The 24,308-nt window shown below is 32.1% G+C and carries 26 protein-coding genes; 22 read left to right on the top strand and 4 right to left on the bottom strand.

What is annotated here, in order from left to right; genetic code table 11:
- Positions 1-105 precede the first annotated feature (105 nt).
- The 4 genes from trxA to AC1RRN_RS19555 all read left to right on the top strand — a co-directional run bounded on the left by trxA (position 106) and on the right by AC1RRN_RS19555 (position 4,004).
- On the top strand, positions 106-804 hold the full coding sequence (trxA, locus tag AC1RRN_RS19570; RefSeq protein ID WP_492968919.1) for a thioredoxin: 699 nt from the start codon (positions 106-108) through the stop codon (positions 802-804).
- Between the two features lie 10 nt (positions 805-814).
- A complete protein-coding gene (locus AC1RRN_RS19565) occupies positions 815-1,495 on the top strand; it encodes a DUF2461 domain-containing protein (protein ID WP_492968918.1) in 681 nt (226 codons plus the stop codon).
- Between the two features lie 82 nt (positions 1,496-1,577).
- Positions 1,578-2,867: an erythromycin esterase family protein gene (locus AC1RRN_RS19560; RefSeq protein ID WP_492968917.1), complete on the top strand. Its 1,290-nt coding sequence runs from the start codon at positions 1,578-1,580 to the stop codon at positions 2,865-2,867.
- 78 nt (positions 2,868-2,945) lie between these two features.
- Positions 2,946-4,004 (top strand): glycosyltransferase, encoded by a 1,059-nt coding sequence (locus AC1RRN_RS19555; protein WP_492968916.1) that lies wholly within the window; start codon positions 2,946-2,948, stop codon positions 4,002-4,004.
- On the opposite strand, the gene AC1RRN_RS19550 is transcribed toward AC1RRN_RS19555, so the two are convergent.
- The gene (locus AC1RRN_RS19550; protein ID WP_492968915.1) at positions 3,992-4,702 is read right to left on the bottom strand and encodes a hypothetical protein; all 711 of its coding nucleotides are present in this window, start codon (positions 4,700-4,702) and stop codon (positions 3,992-3,994) included. The genes AC1RRN_RS19555 and AC1RRN_RS19550 overlap by 13 nt on opposite strands.
- 118 nt (positions 4,703-4,820) lie before the next feature.
- On the opposite strand from AC1RRN_RS19550, the gene AC1RRN_RS19545 reads away from it, so the two are divergent.
- From AC1RRN_RS19545 to AC1RRN_RS19500, 10 genes are all read left to right on the top strand, one after another.
- The gene (locus AC1RRN_RS19545; RefSeq protein WP_492968914.1) at positions 4,821-5,381 is read left to right on the top strand and encodes a DUF6934 family protein; all 561 of its coding nucleotides are present in this window, start codon (positions 4,821-4,823) and stop codon (positions 5,379-5,381) included.
- 35 nt (positions 5,382-5,416) lie between these two features.
- Positions 5,417-5,596, top strand: coding sequence for a hypothetical protein (locus AC1RRN_RS19540; RefSeq protein WP_492968913.1), 180 nt, complete (start codon positions 5,417-5,419; stop codon positions 5,594-5,596).
- A 188-nt stretch (positions 5,597-5,784) separates the two neighbouring features.
- On the top strand, positions 5,785-6,885 hold the full coding sequence (gene hisC, locus AC1RRN_RS19535; RefSeq protein WP_492968912.1) for a histidinol-phosphate transaminase: 1,101 nt from the start codon (positions 5,785-5,787) through the stop codon (positions 6,883-6,885).
- Between the two features lie 165 nt (positions 6,886-7,050).
- Entirely contained in the window at positions 7,051-8,064 is a 1,014-nt protein-coding gene (gene murB, locus AC1RRN_RS19530) for a UDP-N-acetylmuramate dehydrogenase (RefSeq protein ID WP_492968911.1), read from the top strand.
- Positions 8,065-8,083: 19 nt separating this feature from the next.
- Entirely contained in the window at positions 8,084-8,542 is a 459-nt protein-coding gene (locus tag AC1RRN_RS19525; RefSeq protein WP_492968910.1) for a GNAT family N-acetyltransferase, read from the top strand.
- A 9-nt stretch (positions 8,543-8,551) separates the two neighbouring features.
- Complete coding sequence (locus AC1RRN_RS19520; protein WP_492968909.1) at positions 8,552-9,166, top strand: FMN-binding negative transcriptional regulator; 615 nt, start codon at positions 8,552-8,554, stop codon at positions 9,164-9,166.
- A gap of 83 nt (positions 9,167-9,249) precedes the next feature.
- Positions 9,250-10,356, top strand: coding sequence for a glycosyltransferase (locus AC1RRN_RS19515; RefSeq protein WP_492968908.1), 1,107 nt, complete (start codon positions 9,250-9,252; stop codon positions 10,354-10,356).
- Positions 10,347-10,898 (top strand): RNA polymerase sigma factor, encoded by a 552-nt coding sequence (locus tag AC1RRN_RS19510; protein WP_074659495.1) that lies wholly within the window; start codon positions 10,347-10,349, stop codon positions 10,896-10,898. The genes AC1RRN_RS19515 and AC1RRN_RS19510 overlap by 10 nt, the downstream gene beginning before the upstream one ends.
- 155 nt (positions 10,899-11,053) lie before the next feature.
- On the top strand, positions 11,054-11,881 hold the full coding sequence (locus AC1RRN_RS19505) for an energy transducer TonB (RefSeq protein ID WP_492968907.1): 828 nt from the start codon (positions 11,054-11,056) through the stop codon (positions 11,879-11,881).
- 147 nt (positions 11,882-12,028) lie between these two features.
- Positions 12,029-12,409 carry a PH domain-containing protein gene (locus AC1RRN_RS19500; RefSeq protein ID WP_492968906.1) on the top strand — a complete coding sequence of 127 codons (381 nt, stop codon included), beginning with the start codon at positions 12,029-12,031 and terminating at the stop codon, positions 12,407-12,409.
- Positions 12,410-12,475: 66 nt separating this feature from the next.
- Here AC1RRN_RS19500 and AC1RRN_RS19495 read toward each other — a convergent pair whose 3' ends face one another.
- The gene (locus tag AC1RRN_RS19495; protein ID WP_492968905.1) at positions 12,476-13,342 is read right to left on the bottom strand and encodes a M48 family metalloprotease; all 867 of its coding nucleotides are present in this window, start codon (positions 13,340-13,342) and stop codon (positions 12,476-12,478) included.
- 326 nt (positions 13,343-13,668) lie between these two features.
- Here AC1RRN_RS19495 and lipA point away from each other — a divergent pair, with 326 nt between their 5' ends.
- The 3 genes from lipA to AC1RRN_RS19480 all read left to right on the top strand — a co-directional run bounded on the left by lipA (position 13,669) and on the right by AC1RRN_RS19480 (position 17,810).
- Positions 13,669-14,535: a lipoyl synthase gene (lipA, locus tag AC1RRN_RS19490; protein WP_029272210.1), complete on the top strand. Its 867-nt coding sequence runs from the start codon at positions 13,669-13,671 to the stop codon at positions 14,533-14,535.
- Between the two features lie 76 nt (positions 14,536-14,611).
- Complete coding sequence (gene gap, locus AC1RRN_RS19485) at positions 14,612-15,610, top strand: type I glyceraldehyde-3-phosphate dehydrogenase (RefSeq protein WP_492968904.1); 999 nt, start codon at positions 14,612-14,614, stop codon at positions 15,608-15,610.
- Positions 15,611-15,635: 25 nt separating this feature from the next.
- Positions 15,636-17,810 carry a tetratricopeptide repeat-containing hybrid sensor histidine kinase/response regulator gene (locus AC1RRN_RS19480; RefSeq protein WP_492968903.1) on the top strand — a complete coding sequence of 725 codons (2,175 nt, stop codon included), beginning with the start codon at positions 15,636-15,638 and terminating at the stop codon, positions 17,808-17,810.
- Positions 17,811-17,855: 45 nt separating this feature from the next.
- On the opposite strand, the gene lpxK is transcribed toward AC1RRN_RS19480, so the two are convergent.
- Complete coding sequence (lpxK, locus tag AC1RRN_RS19475) at positions 17,856-18,869, bottom strand: tetraacyldisaccharide 4'-kinase (RefSeq protein WP_492968902.1); 1,014 nt, start codon at positions 18,867-18,869, stop codon at positions 17,856-17,858.
- A gap of 96 nt (positions 18,870-18,965) precedes the next feature.
- Between lpxK and AC1RRN_RS19470 the strand changes: the two genes are divergently transcribed.
- The 3 genes from AC1RRN_RS19470 to AC1RRN_RS19460 all read left to right on the top strand — a co-directional run bounded on the left by AC1RRN_RS19470 (position 18,966) and on the right by AC1RRN_RS19460 (position 21,804).
- Positions 18,966-20,060: a Nif3-like dinuclear metal center hexameric protein gene (locus AC1RRN_RS19470; RefSeq protein ID WP_492968901.1), complete on the top strand. Its 1,095-nt coding sequence runs from the start codon at positions 18,966-18,968 to the stop codon at positions 20,058-20,060.
- A gap of 3 nt (positions 20,061-20,063) precedes the next feature.
- Positions 20,064-20,843, top strand: a complete 780-nt coding sequence (locus tag AC1RRN_RS19465; RefSeq protein WP_072974617.1) for a zinc ribbon domain-containing protein — start codon at positions 20,064-20,066, stop codon at positions 20,841-20,843.
- A 100-nt stretch (positions 20,844-20,943) separates the two neighbouring features.
- The gene (locus AC1RRN_RS19460) at positions 20,944-21,804 is read left to right on the top strand and encodes an alpha/beta fold hydrolase (protein WP_492968900.1); all 861 of its coding nucleotides are present in this window, start codon (positions 20,944-20,946) and stop codon (positions 21,802-21,804) included.
- Positions 21,805-21,967: 163 nt separating this feature from the next.
- Here AC1RRN_RS19460 and AC1RRN_RS19455 read toward each other — a convergent pair whose 3' ends face one another.
- Positions 21,968-22,660 carry an ArsR/SmtB family transcription factor gene (locus AC1RRN_RS19455; RefSeq protein WP_492968899.1) on the bottom strand — a complete coding sequence of 231 codons (693 nt, stop codon included), beginning with the start codon at positions 22,658-22,660 and terminating at the stop codon, positions 21,968-21,970.
- 62 nt (positions 22,661-22,722) lie between these two features.
- Here AC1RRN_RS19455 and AC1RRN_RS19450 point away from each other — a divergent pair, with 62 nt between their 5' ends.
- Both AC1RRN_RS19450 and AC1RRN_RS19445 read left to right on the top strand, forming a co-directional pair.
- Positions 22,723-23,874, top strand: coding sequence for a cytochrome P450 (locus AC1RRN_RS19450; protein WP_492968898.1), 1,152 nt, complete (start codon positions 22,723-22,725; stop codon positions 23,872-23,874).
- A 13-nt stretch (positions 23,875-23,887) separates the two neighbouring features.
- Entirely contained in the window at positions 23,888-24,232 is a 345-nt protein-coding gene (locus tag AC1RRN_RS19445) for an antibiotic biosynthesis monooxygenase family protein (protein WP_492968897.1), read from the top strand.
- The last annotated feature ends 76 nt before the right edge of the window (positions 24,233-24,308 follow it).

The raw sequence follows: 24,308 nt of genomic DNA, 5'->3' as shown, positions 1-24,308 counted from the left end.
GAAGCTGAAACAAAGCCTCATTACTAAATTGATTTTATCATTCTCTTATGAATTCAAAATTTAAAAATCATTACTTTAGCGTAACTATTTTTAAAATTCAATATCATGAGATTCCCCAAAATTTTATTATTTATAGTTTCAATTCTGCTATTTTCGTGCAACGACCAAAAAGCAAAACCTTTTGAATCGATTGCGCCAAAAGAATTTGCAGAAAAAATCAAAAAAACTGAAAAACCCCAAATTTTAGACGTTAGAACTCCTGACGAATTCGAAGCAGAACATATTGGTAATGCTGTAAATGTAAATTGGAATAGTGATGATTTTGCAACCAAAGCCGAATCTTACGATAAATCAAAACCCGTTTTTGTATATTGTTTGAGCGGAGGAAGAAGCAAAAAAGCAGCAGCAAAACTTCAGGAACTTGGCTTTACTACGATTTATGAATTAGACGGTGGCTTCTTAAACTGGAGCGAAGCAGGATTATCAAATCCGTCAACTGCTCAGGTTGGAATGACGATGAATGATTTCAACGATTTATTAAATACCGATAAAAAAGTTTTAGTCGATTTTTATGCAGAATGGTGCGGCCCTTGCAAACAAATGGAACCGTTCATTCTGAAAATGCAAAAAGAAATGAATGACAAAGTAGTGATCATCAGAATTGATGTGGATAAAAACAAAACTTTGGCAGAAACAATGAAAATCAATCAGCTTCCAACTATTTTGATTTACGAAAACAAAGCGGTACAAAAGAAGTTAATAGGCTTTACAACAGAAAAAAACTTAAAAGAACAACTGCAATAAAATAAAGAATATGCTAACGAAAGAATCATTGCAATTTTTAGACGATTTAAAAAAGAACAATAATAGAGATTGGTTTCAGGACAATAAAAAACGATACGAAATTTTCAAAAAAGATTATCATCAATTGGTAAGTGATTTTTTGGATGTTATGAAACCACTTGATCCTTCACTAGAATTATTGGAAGTTAAAAATTGTACGTTCCGAATTAATCGTGATATTCGATTTTCTAAAGATAAATCTCCTTATAAAGCGCATTTAGGCGTTTGGATGTCTACTGGAGCCAAAGGTGCGAATCGTGCCGGATATTATGTTCATATAGAAAAAGGCGCCAGTTTTATTGCCGGCGGATTTTATTCGCCTGAAGCGCCAGATCTTAAAAAAGTCCGTAAAGAAATCGCTTTCTTTCATGACGATTTAGAAGCCATTTTAGCTGATAAAAATTTCAAAAAAGAATTCGGAAGTTTAGATATAAACGAAACTAATTCTCTTAAAAGTATGCCGCGTGGTTATGAGAAAGATCATCCTGCAATTGAATTTTTAAAATTGAAAAGTTTTACGGCTACTCAAAAATACGATATTTCAGAAGTAACGCAGAAAGACTTTGTATCTAAAATGAGCAAAAAACTTATTGCTTTAAAGCCATTAAACGAATTCATAAATCGTGCGCTAGACACTGAGGAAGAATTTTAAAATAACTTTTTTTCGCCACAATCCGGACGAAGTAATTTCACAAATTAGCGCGTTATACAAACATTTAAAAAAACATTACCATATGAGAATTTTCATTTCAACCTTTACATTTTTTCTATTATTTCAAACATATGCCCAAGATGATAAAACTGTAAACTGGATTAATGAAAATGCCATTAAAATTGAAGATGCTAATCCAGATACAAACCTTACGATATTCAATACCAACATCCCTCAAAAGTTTGCTGATGCAAAAATTTTCGGGTTCGGAGAAGCTTCTCATCATGGAAAAGAATTTTTCGATTTAAAGGCTAAATTCTTCAAATATTTGGTTGAAACCCAAAATGTGAAAGTGTTTATTATAGAGGATTCATATAGTTCAGAAGCTGGAATAAATGAATGGATTAGTGGTGGAAAAGGAAACGCAGAAACTATTGCCAACAATTTTACTCTGGCACCCTGGTATTGTAAAGAAGTGGTCCATCTTTTGGAATGGATGAGAAATTACAATCTTGGTAAACCTAAAGAAGAGCAAATACACTATTATGGCATGGACATTCAAAGCGCAAAAAACATCAATCTGGAAATACGAAATTCAGTAAAAAAGTATAACATTCCTGTAAGCGAAGAACTCCTTTTAGTAGTTGATAAATGTGTAGAGAAAAAAGTGGAATACGGTAAATCAACTGATTGGGCAGACATTCAAATTCCTAAGCTAAATGAAATTGAAAATATTTTACTCGATTTTAGAAAAGGTATTAAAGAAGAGAATATAGATGAGTTTGATTCAGCAATAAGAGCTTTACAAAATTTATCGAAATACACCGATTTTGTACAAAATAATTACTCTCAGGATAGAGATTTGAAAATGTTTGAAAATGCTAAATGGATAATAGAAAATAAATCAAAAAACGGAAAAGCTTTTATTTGGGCTCATAACGAGCATATTAACAATACGAAAGCTGGAAATTATGGCGGACGAAACATCTATAATTTAGGAAGACATTTGAAAGAATATTATAAAAATGATTATTATAGTGTAGGTTTTGATTTTGGTAAAGGCATTTTACCTGGTTATATTGCCGACAAGAATAGCTGGAAAAGATATGAATTAAACGAACCGTTTCCCAAAACGTATGCCAAAACACTTATTGAGGCACAAGAAGAAATTTATTTTATTGATATGTCTACAGCTTTAGATGGTAATTCCTCGGATTTCTTCAAAAATAAAGCTAAACAATTAATGTTAGGTGGTCCGGGTTACAATCCAAACAAAATTACCTTCTATCAAAAAAAGTTTTCGGAAACGTATGATGGATTAATTTTTATAAAAAGCATTACGGTTGCTGACCATAATTTGAATGCGAAATAAACATTTTATAACAGCTACTACAACGAATTAATTAGTGGAAATTCGTGAAATTCGTGTCAAAAAATTTAAGTTTGCCGAATGAAAAAAAGAAAAATACTTTTTCTGGGAGAATCGTACCGTGCTGACGCTATTACGTGGATGAAAGGTTTGAAAGAATTTGGTGATTTTGAAATTTGCACTTGGGAACTTCAAACACCAAACACTTCAAAACTCAATCGATTCAAGCGTATTTTAGAATACTGCTTCTCTCCTATTTCTATTCGAAAAACAATCCGACGAGAAAAACCAGATATGATTATTGCAGAAAGAACCACCAGTTACGGTTTTCTTGCAGCAATTTCAGGAATGCACCCAATTGCGATTGCACAGCAAGGCCGAACTGACTTATGGCCTGAAGGCTCTGTTTTATTGCCTTTTAAAAAAATCATTCAGAAATATGCTTTTAAAAAAGCCGATTTAATTCACGCCTGGGGTCCGGTTATGACGATTTCAATGAGAGAAATTGGCGTTGACATGAACAAAGTTTTGGTTATCCCAAAAGGAATTGACTTAACGCTTTTCACTCCTTCCAGTATTAATTCAACTAAAATTGAAGCGATTGTAACACGATCTTTACAACCTGAATATCGTCATGATTCTATTTTGAAAGCTTTCGCTATTTTGCATCAAAAAGGAATAGATTTTTCGTTAACGATTGTTGGTGACGGAACCAGATTACAATTTTTAAAAGATTTAGCTACAGCATTACAAATCGAAAAAAAAGTAATTTTTACAGGCAGAATTCCGAATACAGAACTTCCTAAATTATTACAACAATCAAACATTTATATCAGCATGCCTATTACGGAAGGCGTTTCGGCTTCTTTGTTTGAAGCAATGGCTTGTAATTGTTATCCGGTTGTTTCTGATATTCCAGGAAATCAAAGTTGGATCAAACATCGCGAAAACGGACAATTGATTGAAATTGATAATATCGAAATGCTAGCCGATGAATTGATTTGGTCTTGTGAAAATGTTGAATCCCGAAATAATGCTATTTTACAAAACAGAAAATTTGTGGAAGAAAATGCAAATTATGATATTAATATGAAGATTATTGCAGATAAATATCATGACTTATTAAATCACCGAGGATAAGCTAAAGATACTTTTTGTTTAAATTCATCATAAAGAACATAATGAAAACTTTCCTTTTCCCGAACGAGGAATAATTTACCATAACCTTCTTTTTTTGAAAACAGAATTTTACAATTAGATAAATCAACCCTTTTTTTGTTATCAATACAATTTTTTACAATTTCTTCAGGTGTTTTTGCTTTTGTACTTTCCCATGAATAATCGTAAGATTTCCAATTTTCATCAAAAGTGTTAAGCATTTCAGTGTATAGCATTTTATCTTTATCATCCTGCAAAACACCATTACTTTTGATTAACCGAATTGAATTCCCTTCATTATAAATATAAAAAATTCCTAGATCTATATTCGACTCTGATTCTAAATTATCCTCCTTATTTAAACTACTATAAGAAGCTTTCTTTAAAATGAAACGAATATGATTATCATCAATTAATATAAAGTTTCCTAAAATATTTTTAGAAAAATCGTTTCCGCATTCAGGTAAATTTCTACATATAAATGTTCCATCAAGATTTAAAACTAACATATATCCCAAACGTTCTTTTCCCATCCTAACCATAGAATATTCATTAAGATCACGAATTCCAATTATATTATTAATTCTCCACGTATCAAACATATTCGTTTGAGCATTAGAAAAGAATATATTCAGAAATAAAAAAAAGAAAAATGAACCGTTCCTAATTGATTTCGACATAATTGCAATATTATAATCAATTCAAACTTACAAAAAGAAAATCTAAAAAAATCAAATAATTTTAACAAGACATTACCGTATTTAATTTAGATTTGCCTTCATTTAAAAAAACCAATGAATGGAAGATTTAATAAATGAATCCTATGAATTCGAACAGGTAGACAGTAATCCTTTGCATACCAAATATGATTTTGTGAGTAAAGGCGAAAAAGAAATCCCTAAAAGAATAGCCATAGTCAAATATCCACAACCTGGTTTAGAACGATATTATAATTTAGGATTCGGGAATATCTTTATTGATGAAAATGGTTCCGAATCAATTTCTGACATGTCACGAGAAAACAATAAAGACGGCAAAAAAGTTTTAAAAACGGTTTTTACTTGTGCTTTGGATTTTTTATCCATCTCTCCCAACTCCATTTTAACCATTTTCGGAAATACTTCTGCAAAACACAGATTATACAAAATGGGACTGAATAATAATTTAGCCTCTATTCAAAGTTGTTTTATCATAAAAGGTGGTATAATTAGCGATTTAAAAATTATTGAAAATCCAGAAACCGGAAAGCAACCTAATTCAATTATCAATATTGACAAAGTTGAATATCAGATATATGACCCTAAAAAAAGCAGAATATATAATTTTATAACCTTTGAGATTAAAGACGAGTTCAAATAATTTTTTATACCTTTGTAATATAAAATGATGTTGTTATGAAAAATATAATTAAAGATATTTTAGACAAATCTGAGAAAAAAACTACTGTATCCTATAAAGACAAGGAAAACAGAAAATCTTTTGATGAAACCTTTGGAAAACAGAAAATGGAAATAGCCTCTACCCTTATTGGAGACAATTCACTTTCTCTTTCTAAAAAACTAGCTACAAAATAAAACTACAAATACTTATATGAAAGCCTTCAAATTTGAAGGCTTTTTTGTTTATCAAAACCAATCAATCATTTGCAAATAAAAATCAACCCCAATATTCTGAACTATATTAAAAAAATACACTCGTAACTTTTCTTCCACATCAACGACATACTGTTAAGAGCAATTGTTTAATTTAATCTAAAACAGAAATGAATAACAGAAGAAATTGGCTAAAACAAATAGGTTTAGGCACGATAGGATTAGGACTTTATCAATTCGAAGCATATGCAAATCCAACTGAAGAATATAGTTTACCTGATTTAGACAATTCTCTTATATTGCTTCGGTCAAATGAAAATCCATATGGTCCATCTCCGCTAGCTCGTGCTGCAATGACAAAAAGCGTCAATAATAGTAATCGATACGGATGGGATCTTTCTTCAGAATTAATTACACATATCGCTAAAAAAAATAAGGTTTCAGACAATAACATTTTATTGGGTGCAGGTTCAACAGAAATTTTAGATTTAGTACTTCAATATACTGCATTAAAAAAAGGTAATTTCATTTTGGCCGAAACCACATTCGACTACTGGACAGCTCCTTTTGAAAAATTAGGACTTAAGAAAATTACTGTTCCCTTAACTAAAGACAAAAAGCACGACTTATCAGCTATGTTGAAAGCTATTGATTCAGATACCAAAATGATTTATATCTGCAATCCTAATAACCCAACAGGAACAATATGCAGCAGAGAAGAATTAGTAACCTTTATAAAAGAAGCAACAAAAAAAGCCATTGTATTTGTTGACGAAGCTTATATTGATTTTACAACAGAACAATCTTTAAGTGATTTGGTTATAGAAAACAAAAACCTGATTATCACCAAGACTTTTTCAAAAATGTATGGTTTGGCCGGTGCCCGCGTTGGTTATGCTATTGCAAATTCTACTACTATTGAAGAACTTGATACAGTAAGATCGTCTCAAAATATGGCCGTTAGTGTTGTATCGACAGCGGCAGCAATAGCCTCTTTAAATGATGAAAAGTTCATTCAGCAGGTATATACTGCAAATCAGGAAGTAAAAAAATATACAATAGATCAACTCACACTTCTCAATCTAACCTGCATTCCATCCTACTCGAATTTTGTATATTTTTCTTTAGACAATTATAAAAAAGATTATTTTACACAATTGAAAGATCATAATATACAAGGAACGAAAATCTACGAAGAAAACGGAAAATGGACCAGAATCACAATAGGAACCATGAAAGAAATGCAACGATTTATTGCGGCTATAAAGTAAAAACAAAATAAAAAGGCTAAAGCAAAAACATTATACAGCTCAATTATTTTTTTGATAAAACTCTAATCTGTTATTTTACAGAAATTGAGTTCAAATAAATTATAATCCTTACTTTTGAGCTCAGAATTATCCCGAAGCTTCGGAATCAAAAAAAGCCTTTTATTTATGGAAATCCAATCCAATTTTTCTTTAAAAAACTATAATACTTTTGGTATTGAAGCCAAAGCCAAACAATTTGTTGCAGTACATTCTGTTGCAGAATTGAAAACTATTTTACAAGAAAATAAAAACGAGAAAAAATTCATTTTAGGCGGAGGAAGCAATATGCTTTTGACTAAAGATATTGATGCTTTAGTCATTCATATTGATTTAAAAGGTAAAAAAATCATTAAAGAAGATGAAGATTTTGTCTGGGTTGAAAGTCAGGCTGGCGAAACCTGGCACGACTTTGTACTTTGGACAATTGACAATAATTTTGGTGGTTTAGAAAACATGTCCCTGATTCCGGGAAATGTTGGTACAACTCCGGTTCAGAATATTGGTGCTTACGGAACGGAAATAAAAGACACTTTTGTTTCGTGTGAAGCAATCAATATTGAATCTCAGGAAATTAAAACATTTACAAATACAGAATGTAATTTTGGATACCGGGAAAGCATTTTTAAAAATGAAGTAAAAGATCAATATATCATTACTTCTGTAATTTATAAACTGACAAAACGCAATCATAAAATCAATACTTCTTACGGAGACATTACAGCTGAATTGGCTAAAAACAACGTTGTTTCTCCAACTCTAAAAGATGTAAGCAACGCCGTAATCGCCATCAGACAAAGCAAATTACCCGATCCGAAAGAATTAGGAAATAGCGGAAGCTTTTTTAAAAATCCGATTTTATTGAAATCTGATTTCGAAAAAATCCATCAGAAATTCCCGGAAATGAAATATTACGACGTTTCTGAAACAGAAGTAAAAGTCCCGGCAGGCTGGCTAATTGAACAAGCTGGTTTTAAAGGAAAACGTTTTGGCGATGCGGGAGTACATAAAAATCAGGCATTGGTTTTAGTGAATTACGGGAATGCTACTGGTCAGGAAATTTTAGCCGTTTCAAGAGATGTTCAAAAAACTGTTTTTGAAACTTTTGGAATTCATATTGAAGCTGAAGTGAATGTAATTTAAAAAATAATTTTCCTTTTAAATGACTCTAACTACTTCTATAAAAATTGCAAATCCAAATGATGAAAAAGTTTTGGCAATTATCGAAGAATTGTCGGCAAATCTTTATCTTCGTTTTGGAAGTGATGGAAAAAATTCTTTTATTGATTGGGAATATAACAATTCGAAATATGTTTTTGTCGTAGCCGAAATTAATAATGAAATTGTTGGTTGTGGAGCAATTAGACCGATTTCTGAAAGTACTGGAGAAGTAAAACGAATGTATTCTAAATATCCACGAAAGAAAATCGGACACACTATTTTGGCTTATTTAGAAGATATAGCTTTAAAAAGTGGATACAACGATTTGATTTTAGAAACACGCATAAAAAATAGTGAAGCGACAGAGTTTTACAAAAAACAAGGTTATATAGTAATTCCGAATTACGGAAAATATATAGATCGACCAGAAGCTATTTGCTTCGGAAAATCTTTAAAATAAACTCATAAAATGTATACACCTGAAATATACAAAAACGAAGATCCGGAATCGATCAGAGCTTTTTTGAAAGAAAATAGTTTTGGTATTCTGATTAATCAGACAAACGGAAAATTATGTGCCACTCACATTCCGATAGAACTTGAAGTCAATGTTGATGGAAAAGAGATTCTGCAAGGACATATTTCAAAACTGAATCCGCAAGCAGAAGGATTCTCAGAAAACGATCAGGTTTTGGCTGTGTTTACAGGTCCGCATAGTTATATTTCATCTTCCTGGTATGATCATGAAAATGTACCAACATGGAATTATATAGCCGTACATATTTATGGAAGAATTAAAATTGTGGATGAAGCGACTTCAATAGAACAATTAAAAAAACTAGTTGACAAATATGATGCAAATTCAGAAAATCCCGTTCGTGTTGAGAATTTATCAGCAAAAACAATGCGCGAGGCCAGAGGAATATTTGGTTTCGAAATAGAAATCGATGAGATTCAGGCCACTAAAAAACTCTCTCAAAACCGCGATGATCACAATTACAAAAACATAATTTCGGAATTAGAGAAAACAGAAAACCCTCAGGCTATTGCTGTTGCAAAAGAAATGTCGAAATGCCGAAAGTAAATAGGCTTTAGCCATTGAAATCTAGGAATTCATAAGTACATTTGCACTCGCAAGATTCAAAATTTAAAAGACATTAAAATCAGATGCTTATAACTTTATTTTACTTCTTTATTGCTATTGTTTTTATTCAAATTTTCTATTACTTAGGTATTTTTGGGAAATTTGCTTTCAGTAAACCACAAGACATTACACAAAAAAAACTTCCGGTTTCTGTCATTGTCTGCGCCAAAAATGAAGAAGAAAACGTAAAAAAGTTTATTCCTTTATTAGCAGAACAAGATTATCCTGATTTTGAAATTGTATTAATTGACGATGCTTCAAGCGACGAAACTTTAGAAGTTTTTGAAGAATTTGAAAAACAATATTCAAATATTCGTCTGGTAAAAGTGCAAAACAATGAAGCTTTTTGGGGAAATAAAAAATACGCTTTAACTTTAGGAATCAAAGCTTCAAAAAAAGACTATTTACTATTTACAGATGCCGATTGTTATCCAAGCTCAAAAGACTGGATAACGTCAATGATTTCACAATTCACGATGAATAAAACTATTGTTTTAGGATATGGCGGTTATGAAAAAATCGAGCGTTCTTTGTTGAATAAAATTATCCGTTTTGAAACTGTTTTAACAGCTGTACAATATTTTTCATGGGCTAAAATTGGAGTTCCATATATGGGAGTTGGAAGAAATCTGGCTTATAAAAAAGAAGAATTCTTTAATGTAAACGGTTTTATAGACCACATTCAGGTTCGCTCAGGTGATGATGATTTGTTTATTAATCAAGCGGCGAACAAGAGTAACACTACCATTTCATACAATCCGGAAGGTTTTACTTATTCGAAACCAAAAGAATCTTATAAAGAATGGTTTACACAAAAAAGGAGACATGTTTCGACGGCAGAATATTATAAGTTTTTTGATAAAATGCAATTGGGTCTTTTTTATACCTCACAATTATTATTCTTTTTATTAGTCATTCTTTTGCTGGCTTTCCAGTTTCAATGGATCGCTGTACTGGCAATATTAGCGACTCGCTACACTGTTGCGTGGACTGTAATTGGTTTTTCGGCTGGAAAATTAAAAGAAAATGATCTTAAAATTTGGTTTCCGGTGGTAGAGATAGTGCTTATATTCACACAAATTAATATCTTTATAACTAATCTCTTTTCAAAACCTGTACATTGGAAATAAATTCTAAAATAGAAAAAGCAAAAAAAGGCGACCAGATTGCCTTTACTTTTTTATTAGATTTTTATTGGAATGAAGTGTACGGTTTTATGCTAAAACGTACTGAAAACGAAACTATTGCTGAAGATATTACAATCGAAACTTTCTCAAAAGCTTTCGACAAAATTGCTACTTACAACTCAGAATTTCAATTCAACACCTGGTTAATTGCGATCGCAAAAAATGTCTATATTGATTTACTGCGTAAAAAGAAAACCAATCTTTTTATCGAAATTACCGACTCTGAAGATCAACAGGCATACAATATTGCCGACCCTACCCCATCTGCAGAAGATGCTTTAATTAAGGAGCAAAATCTATCTCGTTTGCTTTTATGCATCAAAGAATTAAAGCCCCATTATCAGGAAGTCATACAGTTACGTTACTTCCAGGAAATGACTTATCAGGAAATTGCCCTTAAAATTGACGAGCCTTTAAGCAACGTAAAAGTAAAGTTACTTCGCGCTAAAAAATTATTAGCCGAAATCATCGAACGTAACAGATAATTTACTATCTTTAGATAAAGAATAAAATATTTTAGTATTTTTTCTTAAAATAATAAATTATTCACATACTAAAACAACAATCCCTACGTTGTTGCTAAAACCAAAAACCCTATTGCTTATGATTTAATGTTACTTAACCTTAAAATCCATTAATCATGTCTAAATCAAACATCTACGAAACCAATTGGACCGACCTTGTTTTCGAAAACAAAAACAAAGAGTACGGCGCGTATCAATTACGCCAGGAGAATTCAAAAACCACAATTACAGCGCTATTTATGGGACTACTATTATTGGCAAGTCTGGGAACTGCGTCGATGTTGATTAGTAAAATTGGAACACAAGACGTGATAGAAACAGAGCCTATTATTCCTGAACCATTTGTAGTAACTGAATTTCACGACCAGCCTGTTATTCCAAAAACAGAAGAAACAATTGCTCCACCGCAACAAACCGCAGCCACTCCACCAATTACAAGTACACAATTGGTCAATCCAGTTGTAACTGCAGCAGACAAGGCTACTCCAGATGTTATTGCACCCAACACAGATAACGCTCCTGCTGTTGATAATGCAACTCCAGGAACAGGTTCTACAGTGAACGTTTTACCATCAAACGGTGGTAGTGAAGGAACTGCCCCTACAGATTCAGGTACTAGTAATCCTGTAAATGCAGCAGTATTAGACAAAATGCCAGAATTTCCTGGAGGAATGGCCAAATTTTATACTTATGTTGGAAACAATTTTCACAAACCAGAATTGGACGCTGAAAAAACACTTAGAGTATATGTATCTTTTGTAATTGAAAAAGATGGCTCTATTACTGATATCACGGTAATAAATGATCCGGGATATGGTTTAGGAAAAGAAGCTATTAGAGTTTTGAAATCAATAAAAGCAAAATGGAGTCCTGGAATATTAAATGGAAAAGCAGTAAGAACAGCATATAACCTTCCAATTACCATAAAAACGGAAGTAGAATAAAAAAGAAAAAGCAGAATTTAGGTTCTGCTTTTTTTTTGCTTAGTTCTGAATCATTAAAAAAACATTTAGAAAGCTTTCATTTTTTATTTTTAATTACTTTTACCATTCATAAAAGAAAAGTATTTTATTAAAATTAAAAACTAAAAAATGGGAATATTTTCAGCACTTCTTGGTAATGCAGGTTCTGTAAGTCAGGAAGATTTACTAAAAAACTACGGACAACTTTTAACTGATAATGAATCAATTGAAATGGGTTTTAAACTGATCCGTGACACTTTTATCTTCACTAACAAAAGATTAATTTTAGTAGACGTACAAGGAATAACAGGAAGTAAAACAGAATACAAATCGATTGCTTATAAAAGCATTACAAGATTTAGTGTAGAAACAGCAGGAACTTTTGACTTAGATGCCGAACTAAAAATTTGGGTTGCCAGCGAATTACAACCAAGCATTATAAAACAATTTACTAAATCTGTGAATGTATATGAAGTGCAAAAAGTATTAGCACATCACGTTTTAGGTTAATCATAAAAATTAAAAAACCCGACAATCTTTTGAATTTGTCGGGTTTTATTTTCCTAGAAGAAATGATTATTTCTTTTTAGTTGTTGTTTTCTTAGTCGTAGTTGCTTTCTTCACCGGAGCAGGAACGGTATTTACAATTTTTTGTTGCACATATGGTTTGTATAAACCATCTTTTTCTGCTCTCTTTTTAGCATCTTCAGCTCTTTGTTTTGAGTCTGGGTGTGAACTCATCATTTGGTCAATAAAAGAAGATTGTGCTCCTTCGCTCATTTTAGCCAAAATTCTAAACGCAGATTCTTCGGCGTTTACATTATAACCATTCTTTTTCATGAAATTATATGCAAACAAATCTGCTTCTGCTTCTTGCTTACGGCTAAATTTACTATCAATAATAGCACTTCCTATTTTTCCTAACTGACTATCTGTAACAGTGGCAACAGTTGTTGATTGTGAAGCTGCTGCATCCATTAAAGCTTCTTTTTTGTAAGCCGCTTTTATAGCATCTTGTGAATCATGATTAGCAACGTGACCAATTTCATGGCCAATTACAGCTAACAATTCGTTATCATCCATTATATCCATTAATCCTGAATATACACGAACGCTTCCATCTGCAGTAGCAAATGCATTTACTTCTTTTAATTTATATACTTTATAGTTTAATGTATAACCTTCTCCAGCAGTATATTTCCCAAAAACCCTGTTCAATCTTAGAGTATATCCATCTGTTGCAGCGGCTATTTCATTTTCTGTATCCAATTTATCAACTGCCGCTTTAGATAATGCAGCAGCATCAGCATTACTAAATGTAAAACCGGTAACACCTTTTTGAACAGCGCCAATTGCTTTCTCTCCAAAATTAATTTGCGCGCTGATTTTAGTAAAACTAAAAGTCGCAACTAAAACTCCCAATACAATAATTTTCTTTTTCATCTTTCTTTTATTTCAATTTAACACCAAATGTACTACAAGATTATCATTTTATTATTTTCTCTAAGACTGTTTTTTAACAAATAAAGGTATAAATTTTAAATGAAGAAAAGTCAACAGATTATAATAATTATCCTATCAACCCTAATAAACAAACAAAATACCATTATTTAAATCAGAGTTATCTTTTAAAAACAATAATTTAACAATTTAGCAAACAATATCTAAAACTGCTTTTTCAGAATTGAAGCTATGTAATTTCAAATTAACCCTTAAACAAATCCACAAATAAACTACAATGCTTATCTTTGTACTTTGAATTTTGATATATGGAAACAGTCATTGAAAATATACCAACTGGAAAACCTAAATGGTTAAAAGTCAAACTTCCAATTGGACAAAAATATACTGAACTTCGTGGTTTAGTTGATAAATACAGCTTAAACACTATTTGCACCTCGGGAAGTTGCCCAAATATGGGAGAATGTTGGGGTGAAGGAACGGCCACTTTTATGATCTTAGGAAATGTTTGTACCCGTTCTTGTGGATTTTGTGGTGTAAAAACCGGAAGACCTGAGACTGTAGATTGGGATGAACCTGAAAAAGTAGCACGTTCTATAAAAATAATGAACATCAAACACGCCGTAATTACAAGTGTGGACAGAGATGATTTAAAAGATGGCGGATCAATTATATGGATTGAAACTGTGAAAGCAATTCGCAGGATGAATCCAAATACTACGCTTGAAACTTTAATTCCGGATTTTCAGGGAATCGAAAGAAATCTTGATAGAATTGTAGAAGCAAATCCTGAAGTAGTTTCACACAATGTTGAAACGGTTCGTCGTTTAACACGTGAAGTACGTATTCAGGCAAAATATGATCGTAGTCTGGAAGTCTTACGTTATTTAAAAGAAAAAGGAATCAACAGAACTAAATCTGGAATTATGCTTGGTCTTGGCGAAACGGAAGAAGAAGTTTTTCAAACCATGACAGATTTACGCAATGCAAATGTTGATGTTGTTACTATTGGTCAATACCTACAACCAAGTAAAAAACACTTACCTGTAAAGGAATTCATAACCCCGGATCAATTTGCTAAATATGAAAAATTTGGTCTTGAATTAGGTTTCCGTCACGTAGAAAGCGGGCCTTTGGTTCGTTCTTCATATAAAGCACAAAAACATATTTTATAAAAATAGTTTAATCGTTTATTTGTTTAACTGTCAAATCGGCTAAACAAATAGACGATTAACCGAATAAACAATGCATTTGAAAACTAGAATTGCTATTAATGGTTTTGGGAGAATTGGAAGAAATTTATTTCGCCTTCTTATAAACCACCCAGAAATTGAAGTAGTTGCAATTAATGATATTGCTGATAATAAAACCATGTCGCATTTGATAAAATACGACAGTATACACGGAGTTTTACCTTTTAAGGTGAGTTATAATGAAGAAGGTATTATTGTTGACGGAAAACATTTTTTATTTTTTCATGAAAAAAGTATTTCAAATTTAGACTGGAAAAGTCATTCTATTGATTTTGTAATCGAATCAACTGGGAAATACAAAACACATGAAGAATTAAATGCACATATTGAAGTTGGAGCAAAAAGAGTAATTCTTTCAGCTCCTTCAGAAGTTGATACAATAAAAACAGTAGTTTTAGGAGTAAATGAAGATATTTTAGACGGAAGTGAATTAATCGTTTCGAATGCAAGTTGCACGACAAACAATGCTGCTCCGATGATAAAAATCATTGAAGAATTGTGCGGAATCGAGCAAGCATACATTACAACGATACATTCTTACACTACTGACCAAAGTCTTCACGACCAGCCACATAAGGATTTACGCCGCGCGAGAGGCGCAAGTCAGTCAATTGTTCCAACAACTACAGGTGCAGCTAAGGCATTAACAAAAATTTTTCCTAAATTGCATAAAAAAATCGGAGGTTGTGGTATTCGGGTACCAGTTCCGGACGGTTCATTGACAGATATCACGTTTAACGTAAAACGTGCTGTTACTATTGAAGAAATTAATAAAGCATTTGAAGAAGCCTCAAAAACAAATTTAAAAGGAATATTAGATTATACAGAAGATCCTATTGTTTCTGTTGATGTAATTGGCAATACGCATTCGTGCTTGTTTGATGCGCAATTAACCTCCGTTATTGACAAAATGGTAAAAGTTGTGGGTTGGTACGATAATGAAATTGGCTATTCATCAAGATTGATAGATTTGATTTTACTGATAAGAAAAACATAGATTCATTGTAAAAGCGTTGCCATACATGAAATACCAGCTTCTTATTCTTGTTTGTTTTTTTAATTCATTTTTGTATTCTCAAACTAAAAAGAAGAATACAGATAGCATTTCCTATTATAATAAATTAGCGAACTCCAATCTTGATAAGAAAAAGTATAATCAGGCTGTTTTTTTTACTAAAAAATCAATTGATTTCTGCCAAACAAATGGCAAAAATGAAAATTTAGCTAATCAAACTTTCAAGCTGGGAAAAATTTTCTACAATCAGCAGAAGTACGATGAAGCCTTAAAAAACTTCCATAAAAGCGTTTCTTTATTTGACAAAGTAAAACCGACCTGCACTAAAATTTTAGCCTTGCATTATATTGGTGCAACAAATAGTGCCAAAGGCAATTATGATATTGCGAATGTTTACTATCAAAAAGCTGATAATCTGCTAAAACAATTAAAACTTGTGGATCATGCAGAAATTTTAAATTATCAGAAAGCAATGGCATTAAAAGCCGGAAAAAATCTACCTCTTGCTGCTAACACTTTTCAAAAGATAATAAAAAAACCAGATAATTCGAAAATCCTTAAAACCAAAACAGATTCTTATTATCAACTTGGATTAATCGAAACACAACTTAAGCGAAATGATTCTGCTCTTGTATACTTTGACAATGCCTTAGATTATAGTGTCAAAAACAATAATCTGGTTCAAAAATCAAAGATTATTTTGGCCATTAGCCAATACTATAAAAAACATAGAAACTTTGATCTTGCTTACTCTTATCTTGATGAACATTACCAAATTGAGAATTATATTCTAAAGCTTAAAAATGCAAAACTGGATCTTAATGAGTATGAAAAGTTCAAAAAAACACAGTCTATAAACAAAACGCTTAAACGTGAGAGTGACGAAAAAATTCAATTAAAAACCTATCGCTATTCTAAATTAGTTAGTATTCTGGCTATTGCTTTAATTTCAATTTTATCACTCTTAAGTCTGGCTTTATACAAAAATAACATTATTCGAAATCAGAATAATTTACTTTTAAGAGAAAAAAATAAAGAACTTATTCTTGCTAAAAATAAAGCCGAAAAAGCATCAAAAGCCAGATCTGAATTTTTATCTACAGTAAGTCACGAGCTACGGACGCCGTTGAACGCGATTAACGGAATAACGCATTTATTACTGGAAGACAATCCCAAAAAAAATCAGCTTAAATATTTAGAATCTTTAAAGTTTTCAGGAAACTACCTTACTACTTTTATCAACGAAATTCTTGAAATCAATAAAATTGACTCTACTAAAGTGGAGATAGAAAATATAAGTTTCAACTTAAAAGAACTTTTATTTAACATTCAAAGCTCCTTAAAAGAATTGGCAACCGCCAATAAAAACTACTTTAATCTCGAAATTGACAAAGCAATTCCGGATAATTTAATTGGAGATCCAACAAAATTATCTCAAATCATTTTGAACTTAATTAATAACGCCCTTAAGTTCACTCAAAACGGACATGTAAATGTAATTGCAAAATTGTATGCCGTAGAAGAAGAAAATGCGACTGTTTATTTTGAGATTGTTGATACCGGAATTGGTATTCCAGAAGACAAATTACAAACTGTTTTTGAAAGCTTCTCACAAGGTTCTATAGAAGTAAACCGAAAATACGGTGGGACAGGTTTAGGCCTTACCATTGTAAAAAAATTAATCGAACTTTTAGGTGGCGAAATAAAACTAAAAAGTGAAGTTGGGAAAGGATCTACATTTACTTTTAAATTAAATTTCAGAATTAACAAGGAACCATTAGAAGTGGTTGAGGAAGCAAAACCATATAACGACAAACAATTAAAACATAAATCAATTTTGTTGATCGAGGATAACAAAATCAACCAGATGATTACCCGTAAAATGCTCGAGAACAAGGCTATTTGCTGCGAAATTCTGGATAATGGAGAAGAAGCCGTTGAACTTTTAAAAGTTAAACGTTTTGATATGGTTTTGATGGATGTCCATTTACCAGGTATTAACGGAACAACAGCGACAAAACTCATCAGAGAATTTGACAAAGCCACTCCAATTATTGCCTTAACCGCTATTTCACTTGACGAAAACCGAGATATGCTTTTATCTTTCGGAATGAATGATGTGATCACAAAACCTTTTGTACCAGATGAGTTCTATAGTATAATTGCTAAGTTTTTTGATTGAGCTAAAGGTGCTGAGGTTCTAAGTTACTATTCCGAGGCTTCGGGACTAAGTTCTCTTCACATACTCTAAAACCGTTGCATCAAAATTTTGCTGATGCTTGATAAAAGTACTTTTTATAGGAAGATAATACAATTGTGAAACCAATTTAGAATCTTTTAAGCGAACATAATCTTTCTCTGTAGTAATAATTTTTTTACTTTCTGCTTTACTTTGAATTTCATCCAAATCAGAATCTGAAAAATGATGATGATCCGGAAAAGTTAGACATTCATCATTTTCATTTTTTAAGTAATCGAAAAAAGGTTTTGGTTTTGCTATTCCGGCCAATAATACTTTTACATCTGATTTAATTTCATTTACAGCAATTTTTTCCTCTTTACTATAAATAGCATCATCATAATCTATGAAAGTAAAATAGATTTGTTGAGAACATTTTAACTTCAATTTCAATCTGATTTCTTCTTGTTTTTGATCCGATAGATCTTTTGGGCATTTGGTTACTACAATAATGTTAGCACGATTTGCCCCACTCCTGCTTTCGCGTAAGTTTCCGGTTGGCAACATAAAATCATCTGCATATAAATCTCCGTAAGAAGTCAGCAAAATATAAAATCCGGCTTTTACTTTTCGGTGTTGATAAGCATCATCCAACAGAATTATTTCAGGTTTTTCTTTTTGAGAAAGCAACTGTGTTATTCCGTTTGTACGATTTGCATCAACTGCAACCTGAATATTTGGGAATTTTTGATAGAATTGAAAAGGTTCATCGCCTAAAATTTCAGCATTTGAAGTTCTATCAGCCAAAACAAAACCTTCTGATTTACGCTTGTAACCACGGCTTAAAGTGGCAACTTTATATTGATTTGATAATAATCGAATAAGATATTCTATTTGCGGTGTTTTTCCGGTTCCGCCAACACTTAAATTTCCAACAGCAATAACCGGAACATCAAATGAAGTTGATTTTAAAATTCCTTTATCAAAAAGAAAATTTCTAATTGAAGTAATGAATCCGTATAAAATAGAAAACGGAAAAAGTATTTTTCGAAGTACATTCATTTTACGAAAGTATAATTTTTTTCGTTAATTTGTTTCAAGTTTCAGGCTCATCGTAAAACATAAAACCTGAAACTTGAAACCTGAAACAAAAAGAAGATGAAAATTAAAGAAATAATTGCAGTTCTCGAGGAAATGGCTCCTTTGGCTTACGCCGAAGATTTTGACAATGTTGGACTTTTAGTCGGAAATTCAGAGACAGAAAGCACAGGAGTTTTAGTTTGCCACGATGCACTCGAAAATGTAATTGAAGAAGCCATTGCGAAAAAATGCAATTTCGTCGTTTGTTTTCACCCGATTTTATTTTCCGGAATCAAAAAAATTACCGGCAAAAATTATGTCGAACGTGCGATTTTAAAAGCCATTAAAAATGATATTGCCATTTATGCTGTTCATACTGCTCTTGACAATCATGCACAAGGCGTTAATAAAATATTCTGCGATATATTAGGATTAGAAAACACAAAAATTTTAATCCCAAAACAAAGCTTCATACAAAAATTAGTGACTTACACTGTGCCTGAAAATGCACAAAAAGTACGTCAGGCCTTATTTGATGCTGGTGCCGGAACTATCGGAAATTATGACAATTGCAGCTTTAACTCAAACGGAATTGGAACTTACAAAGGCAATTCTAAAAGCAATCCGGTTGTTGGAAAACGACATAAATTAACTGAAACCGAAGAAATAAAAATTGAAGTAATTTTTGAGAAACATCTACAATCCCGAATTCTAAAAGCACTTTTTGAAAATCATCTTTATGAAGAAGTGGCTTATGAAATTTATGAGCTTCAAAATTCACATCAAAACATTGGTTTAGGAATGATTGGAGAATTTGAAACTCCAATGAACGAAAAAGACTTTTTGCTTTTTGTAAAAGACAAAATGATTGCCAAAGGAATTCGTCATTCGGCCTTTACAGGAAAAAAAATCAAGAAAGTTGCCGTTTTGGGAGGTTCAGGAAGTTTTGCTATCAAAAATGCAATTCAGGCTGGAGCTGATGCTTTTTTGACCGCCGATTTAAAATACCATCAGTTTTATGAAGCCGAAAACAAGTTACTTTTAGCCGATATTGGTCATTTTGAGAGTGAACGCTATACAAAAAACTATATTGTTGAGTATCTTCGAAAAAAAATCCTTAATTTTGCAATCATTTTATCAGAAGAAAATACAAATCCAGTTAAGTACTTATAGAATATGGCGAATACGAAAGAATTAAGTGTTGAGGACAAGTTAAGAGCAATATACGATTTACAGCTTATTGACTCTAGAATTGACGAAATCAGAAACGTAAGAGGAGAACTTCCTTTAGAAGTAGAAGATTTAGAAGATGAAGTTGCAGGTTTGAGCACTCGTTCAGAGAAACTGAAAAGTGAACTTGAAGTGATTGAGGATCTTATCAAAGCAAAGAAAAATGCTATTGATGAGCACAAAGAGGTTATCAAAAAATACACAAAACAACAAGAATCAGTTCGTAATAACAGAGAATTTAATTCTTTGACTAAAGAGGTTGAATTTCAGGAATTAGAAATTCAATTGGCTGAAAAGCAAATCAAAGAAATGAAAGCTTCTATCGAACATAAAAAAGAAGTTATTTCTAACTTAAAAGAAAAACTTGACGCAAAAAGTTCTCATTTAAAACATAAAAAATCTGAACTTGATGCAATTATGGCTGAAACTCAAAAAGAAGAAATCTTCTTATCTGAGAAATCTGCTGAGTTTTCAGGTCAAATTGAAGAAAGATTATTAGCTGCTTACAACAGAATCAGAAGTAGTGTTCGTAATGGTTTAGCGGTAGTATCTATCGAAAGAGGAGCTTCTGCAGGATCATTCTTTACAATTCCACCTCAAACACAGGTAGAAATTGCTTCAAGAAAGAAAATCATCACTGATGAGCACTCTGGAAGAATTTTGGTTGACAGCGCATTAGCTGAAGAAGAAAAAGAAAAAATGGAACAATTGTTCTCTAAATTCTAAATAATTACGAGTCCCGATTTAATCGGGACTTTTTTTTTACAATTACTTTTTTGCCACAGATTAAAATCGTATTTTTTATCTTTAGAAAAAAATTTAAGTTTTGAGAATTAAAAAAGGAATTCGTTTTATTACAATAAAATCGGTTGGACAATATATTAACTTTCTAAGTTATGTGCGACCGCAGAAAGCTCTTGAACTTTCTTATGCATTATTTAGCCAACCAAGAATTGGAAGATTGCAAAAAGAAACATTGCCTAAAGTTTTAAAAAACACAGAAACTGAAACTTTCCATCATAACGAACATCATTTTCAGACTTATATCTGGAAAGGAAATGAAACTAAAATTTTATTAGTTCACGGTTGGGAAAGCAATGCTGCACGCTGGAAAAAGACTTTGCCACATCTTCAAAAATCAGGAAGCACCATAATTGCAATTGATGCACCCGCGCACGGACAAAGCAGTGGAAAAGAATTCAATGTTCCGCTTTATGCTGAATTTATCAATAAAGCGGTCGAAAAATATCAACCGGAAATTATTATCGGTCATTCAATTGGTGGCGCGGCTTGCGTTTATCATCAATATTTATTTCCGAATACAAGCATCAATAAAATGGTGATTTTAGGCGCTCCATCAGAATTAAAAACTTTGATTGACAATTATATCTCCATGTTGAGTTTGAATACTAAAATGTTTTCACTTTTAGAAAGCAAATTCATGGATCGCTTTAATTTTAAACTGGAAGATTTTTCGGGACAGAAATTTGCTTCCCAATTTAATGTTGCCGGATTAATTGCTCATGATACTTCAGATAAGATCGTTGCTTTTGAAGAAGGTAAAAAAATTCAAAGCAATTGGAAAAATAGTCAATTTATTGAAACCAAAGGTTTAGGTCATGGAATGCATGATGATGAATTGTATGATAAGGTGATTGAGTTTTTGTTTTCAGGAGGTACAAAGTGACAAAGGTTCAAAGGGACAGAGGTTTTACCCCATTTTTGTCATTCCGAGGTACGAGGAATCACCTCGAGAAGCTCTGCAAAGATTGGCAATTTTAGGAACAGAGCTACTTGCGGTGATTCCTCGTACCTCGGAATGACAAACTTTACGCGAAAATCTAAGTGGTCTAAACAACAATTTTAAAATACTTCAACAACTCCTTCTCTCCTTTTCCAGTAACAATTATTGCTCTGGAATTTTCGGTTTTTCTGAGCCAGCCTTCTTTTATCATTTTATTGAAAAGCAAAGTTCCGACTGAACCTGCAATGTGATTTCTTCGTTCGCTCCAATCCAGGCAAGGCTTTAAAAATATTCGCTTTTGTTTTTGAGCTTCTGCTAGATTAATTCCAAAATCTGAAAACCATTTTTCACCTTCTTGGCTAATTTCGAAAGCATTGTTTTTTTCTACAATTATCATTTGTTCCAATAAACTATCGGTTAAAGCAACTCCAATTTTTCCGGCTAAATGATCGTAACAAGTTCGGCAGAATTTTATTGGAGGATATTTTTCTGCTTTATTTTTTGCGGGAACTTCAGGCTTCGGGACCAAACTTGCCATTGCTTCAAGCGCATATGCTACTTCTTTATTCGAAAATCTGTAATATTTATGGCGTCCTTGTTTTTCTACACAAAGCAAATCGGCATCTAGCAATTTTCCTAAATGCATGCTGATATTTTGCGGAGAAGTATTTACAGAAACAGCTAATTCTGTTGCTGTAAAAGCTCTTCCGTCAAGTAAAGTCCACAGAATTGAGGCGCGCGTTGGGTCGCCAATTAAGGATGCCGTTTTTATAAATTGATCTTCCATTTCGATATTCATAGTTAAGCGCAGAATGAAGTATTGCTTTGTAAAGTTAAATAACTTTGTCAAAAACATTCAACATGAATTCGATTTTATTCCTTCAATCTGATATTAGCGATCCTTATTTAATCTATAAAAACATGTTACAAAACAATCCGGTTTATTGGGATGAAACGAATAAAATATGGGCAATATATTCTTATGAAGATTGTGTTTCTATTTTGAAAAATCCAAAAGCTGAGATTCCGGTTGTAAATCCAAACAACGAACAAAAACTGAATAAAAAGGCTTTAGATATTTTAAATAATCTGACACGATTATCAAATGGAATTCAGCATGAAATTTCAAAAGAGATTGCTATGCTATTGTTTTCAAAAATGAAATCGGTCGATATCAATTCCATTATTTCTCATTTAATAAAAAGTGATTTAGCCGATAATAAAATTGATTGGGTAAATTCGGTTTGCAAAAAATTACCCGTTTTAATTGTTTTAAAAAGTTTTGGTTTTGAAGAAAAGGATTGTGATTTTATTTCAGCCAGAATTGAATTTTTGGTAAAAATAATGCTTCCGCAGAAAACAGAAGAGCAAGTAAAATCTATCAATGAAATTTCAGATGAAATATTTTCTATTGTAGAAAAACAGCTTTCTTCATTATATTTTTACGAATCTTTATCAGCCAAAATTTCGGAATCAAATTCTCTTTCGCCTGACGAAATTAAAACAATAAGTATTAGCAATTTAATTGGATTATTTATTCAGAGTTTTGATGCTGGAAGAGGAGTTTTGAGCAATTCATTATTACAAATTCTGAATCATAAAACTTTTTCGAATAAAATCGAAATAGAAAAATCGGTTATTGAAACATTGCGTTTTGATCCGCCAATTCATAATACCAGAAGAATTGCGACTGAAGATTTTTACATCGGCGAAAGCCAAATTAAAAAAGGTGATTCGATATTAATTATTCTCGCTTCGGCCAATCGCGATTCTGAAAAGTTTAAAAATGCTACGGATTTCGATATTGAAAGAATAAACAATAATGAAAATCTAACTTTCGGAATCGGCGGCCATATGTGTCTGGCGAAACATTTCTCGATTCAGTTAGCCACAGACGCTTTATGGTTTTTATTTGATAACCATAAAGCGATACAACTTTTAGAAAACAATATTCAATACGAACCCATGATTAATGCCAGATTACCAAAAACAATCTGGATTTCACTACAATAAAAAAAATAAAAATATGATAGCTGTAATTTTTGAAGTTATTCCGAACGAAGGAAAAAAAGAAGAATATCTGGATATTGCTGCAGGTTTGCGTCCAGAATTAGATCACATTGAAGGTTTTATTTCAATCGAACGTTTTCAGAGTTTTAGCAATCCTGAAAAGGTTTTGTCTTTGTCTTTTTGGAAAGATGAAGAAAGCATTCAGCAATGGCGAAATCTGGAAATGCACCGACACGCACAGGCAAAAGGAAGAAATGAAGTTTTTAAAAATTATCATTTAAGGATTGCTCATGTCGTTCGGGATTATGGAATGTTTGATCGGAAAGAAACTCCGCGAGATAGTTCAGAATTTCATTCTTAAGGTTCAAAGGTGCAGAGGTTCATAGCCACAAAGGTTTTACACAAACTTGTCATCCTGAGGAACGAAGGATCACACT

Source organism: Flavobacterium sp. GW821-FHT11G01 (assembly GCF_058808175.1).
This window is presented reverse-complemented; position numbering and strand designations above follow the sequence as displayed.

Excerpts from the sequence above, each read along its gene's own strand:
- trxA (WP_492968919.1), top strand. The coding sequence starts at position 106 with ATGAGATTCCCCAAAATTTTATTATTTATAGTTTCAATTCTGCTATTT.
- AC1RRN_RS19565 (WP_492968918.1), top strand. The coding sequence starts at position 815 with ATGCTAACGAAAGAATCATTGCAATTTTTAGACGATTTAAAAAAGAAC.
- AC1RRN_RS19560 (WP_492968917.1), top strand. The coding sequence starts at position 1,578 with ATGAGAATTTTCATTTCAACCTTTACATTTTTTCTATTATTTCAAACA.
- AC1RRN_RS19555 (WP_492968916.1), top strand. The coding sequence starts at position 2,946 with ATGAAAAAAAGAAAAATACTTTTTCTGGGAGAATCGTACCGTGCTGAC.
- AC1RRN_RS19550 (WP_492968915.1), bottom strand. The coding sequence starts at position 4,702 with ATGTCGAAATCAATTAGGAACGGTTCATTTTTCTTTTTTTTATTTCTG.
- AC1RRN_RS19545 (WP_492968914.1), top strand. The coding sequence starts at position 4,821 with ATGGAAGATTTAATAAATGAATCCTATGAATTCGAACAGGTAGACAGT.
- AC1RRN_RS19540 (WP_492968913.1), top strand. The coding sequence starts at position 5,417 with ATGAAAAATATAATTAAAGATATTTTAGACAAATCTGAGAAAAAAACT.
- hisC (WP_492968912.1), top strand. The coding sequence starts at position 5,785 with ATGAATAACAGAAGAAATTGGCTAAAACAAATAGGTTTAGGCACGATA.
- murB (WP_492968911.1), top strand. The coding sequence starts at position 7,051 with ATGGAAATCCAATCCAATTTTTCTTTAAAAAACTATAATACTTTTGGT.
- AC1RRN_RS19525 (WP_492968910.1), top strand. The coding sequence starts at position 8,084 with ATGACTCTAACTACTTCTATAAAAATTGCAAATCCAAATGATGAAAAA.
- AC1RRN_RS19520 (WP_492968909.1), top strand. The coding sequence starts at position 8,552 with ATGTATACACCTGAAATATACAAAAACGAAGATCCGGAATCGATCAGA.
- AC1RRN_RS19515 (WP_492968908.1), top strand. The coding sequence starts at position 9,250 with ATGCTTATAACTTTATTTTACTTCTTTATTGCTATTGTTTTTATTCAA.
- AC1RRN_RS19505 (WP_492968907.1), top strand. The coding sequence starts at position 11,054 with ATGTCTAAATCAAACATCTACGAAACCAATTGGACCGACCTTGTTTTC.
- AC1RRN_RS19500 (WP_492968906.1), top strand. The coding sequence starts at position 12,029 with ATGGGAATATTTTCAGCACTTCTTGGTAATGCAGGTTCTGTAAGTCAG.
- AC1RRN_RS19495 (WP_492968905.1), bottom strand. The coding sequence starts at position 13,342 with ATGAAAAAGAAAATTATTGTATTGGGAGTTTTAGTTGCGACTTTTAGT.
- lipA (WP_029272210.1), top strand. The coding sequence starts at position 13,669 with ATGGAAACAGTCATTGAAAATATACCAACTGGAAAACCTAAATGGTTA.
- AC1RRN_RS19480 (WP_492968903.1), top strand. The coding sequence starts at position 15,636 with ATGAAATACCAGCTTCTTATTCTTGTTTGTTTTTTTAATTCATTTTTG.
- lpxK (WP_492968902.1), bottom strand. The coding sequence starts at position 18,869 with ATGAATGTACTTCGAAAAATACTTTTTCCGTTTTCTATTTTATACGGA.
- AC1RRN_RS19470 (WP_492968901.1), top strand. The coding sequence starts at position 18,966 with ATGAAAATTAAAGAAATAATTGCAGTTCTCGAGGAAATGGCTCCTTTG.
- AC1RRN_RS19465 (WP_072974617.1), top strand. The coding sequence starts at position 20,064 with ATGGCGAATACGAAAGAATTAAGTGTTGAGGACAAGTTAAGAGCAATA.
- AC1RRN_RS19455 (WP_492968899.1), bottom strand. The coding sequence starts at position 22,660 with ATGAATATCGAAATGGAAGATCAATTTATAAAAACGGCATCCTTAATT.
- AC1RRN_RS19450 (WP_492968898.1), top strand. The coding sequence starts at position 22,723 with ATGAATTCGATTTTATTCCTTCAATCTGATATTAGCGATCCTTATTTA.
- AC1RRN_RS19445 (WP_492968897.1), top strand. The coding sequence starts at position 23,888 with ATGATAGCTGTAATTTTTGAAGTTATTCCGAACGAAGGAAAAAAAGAA.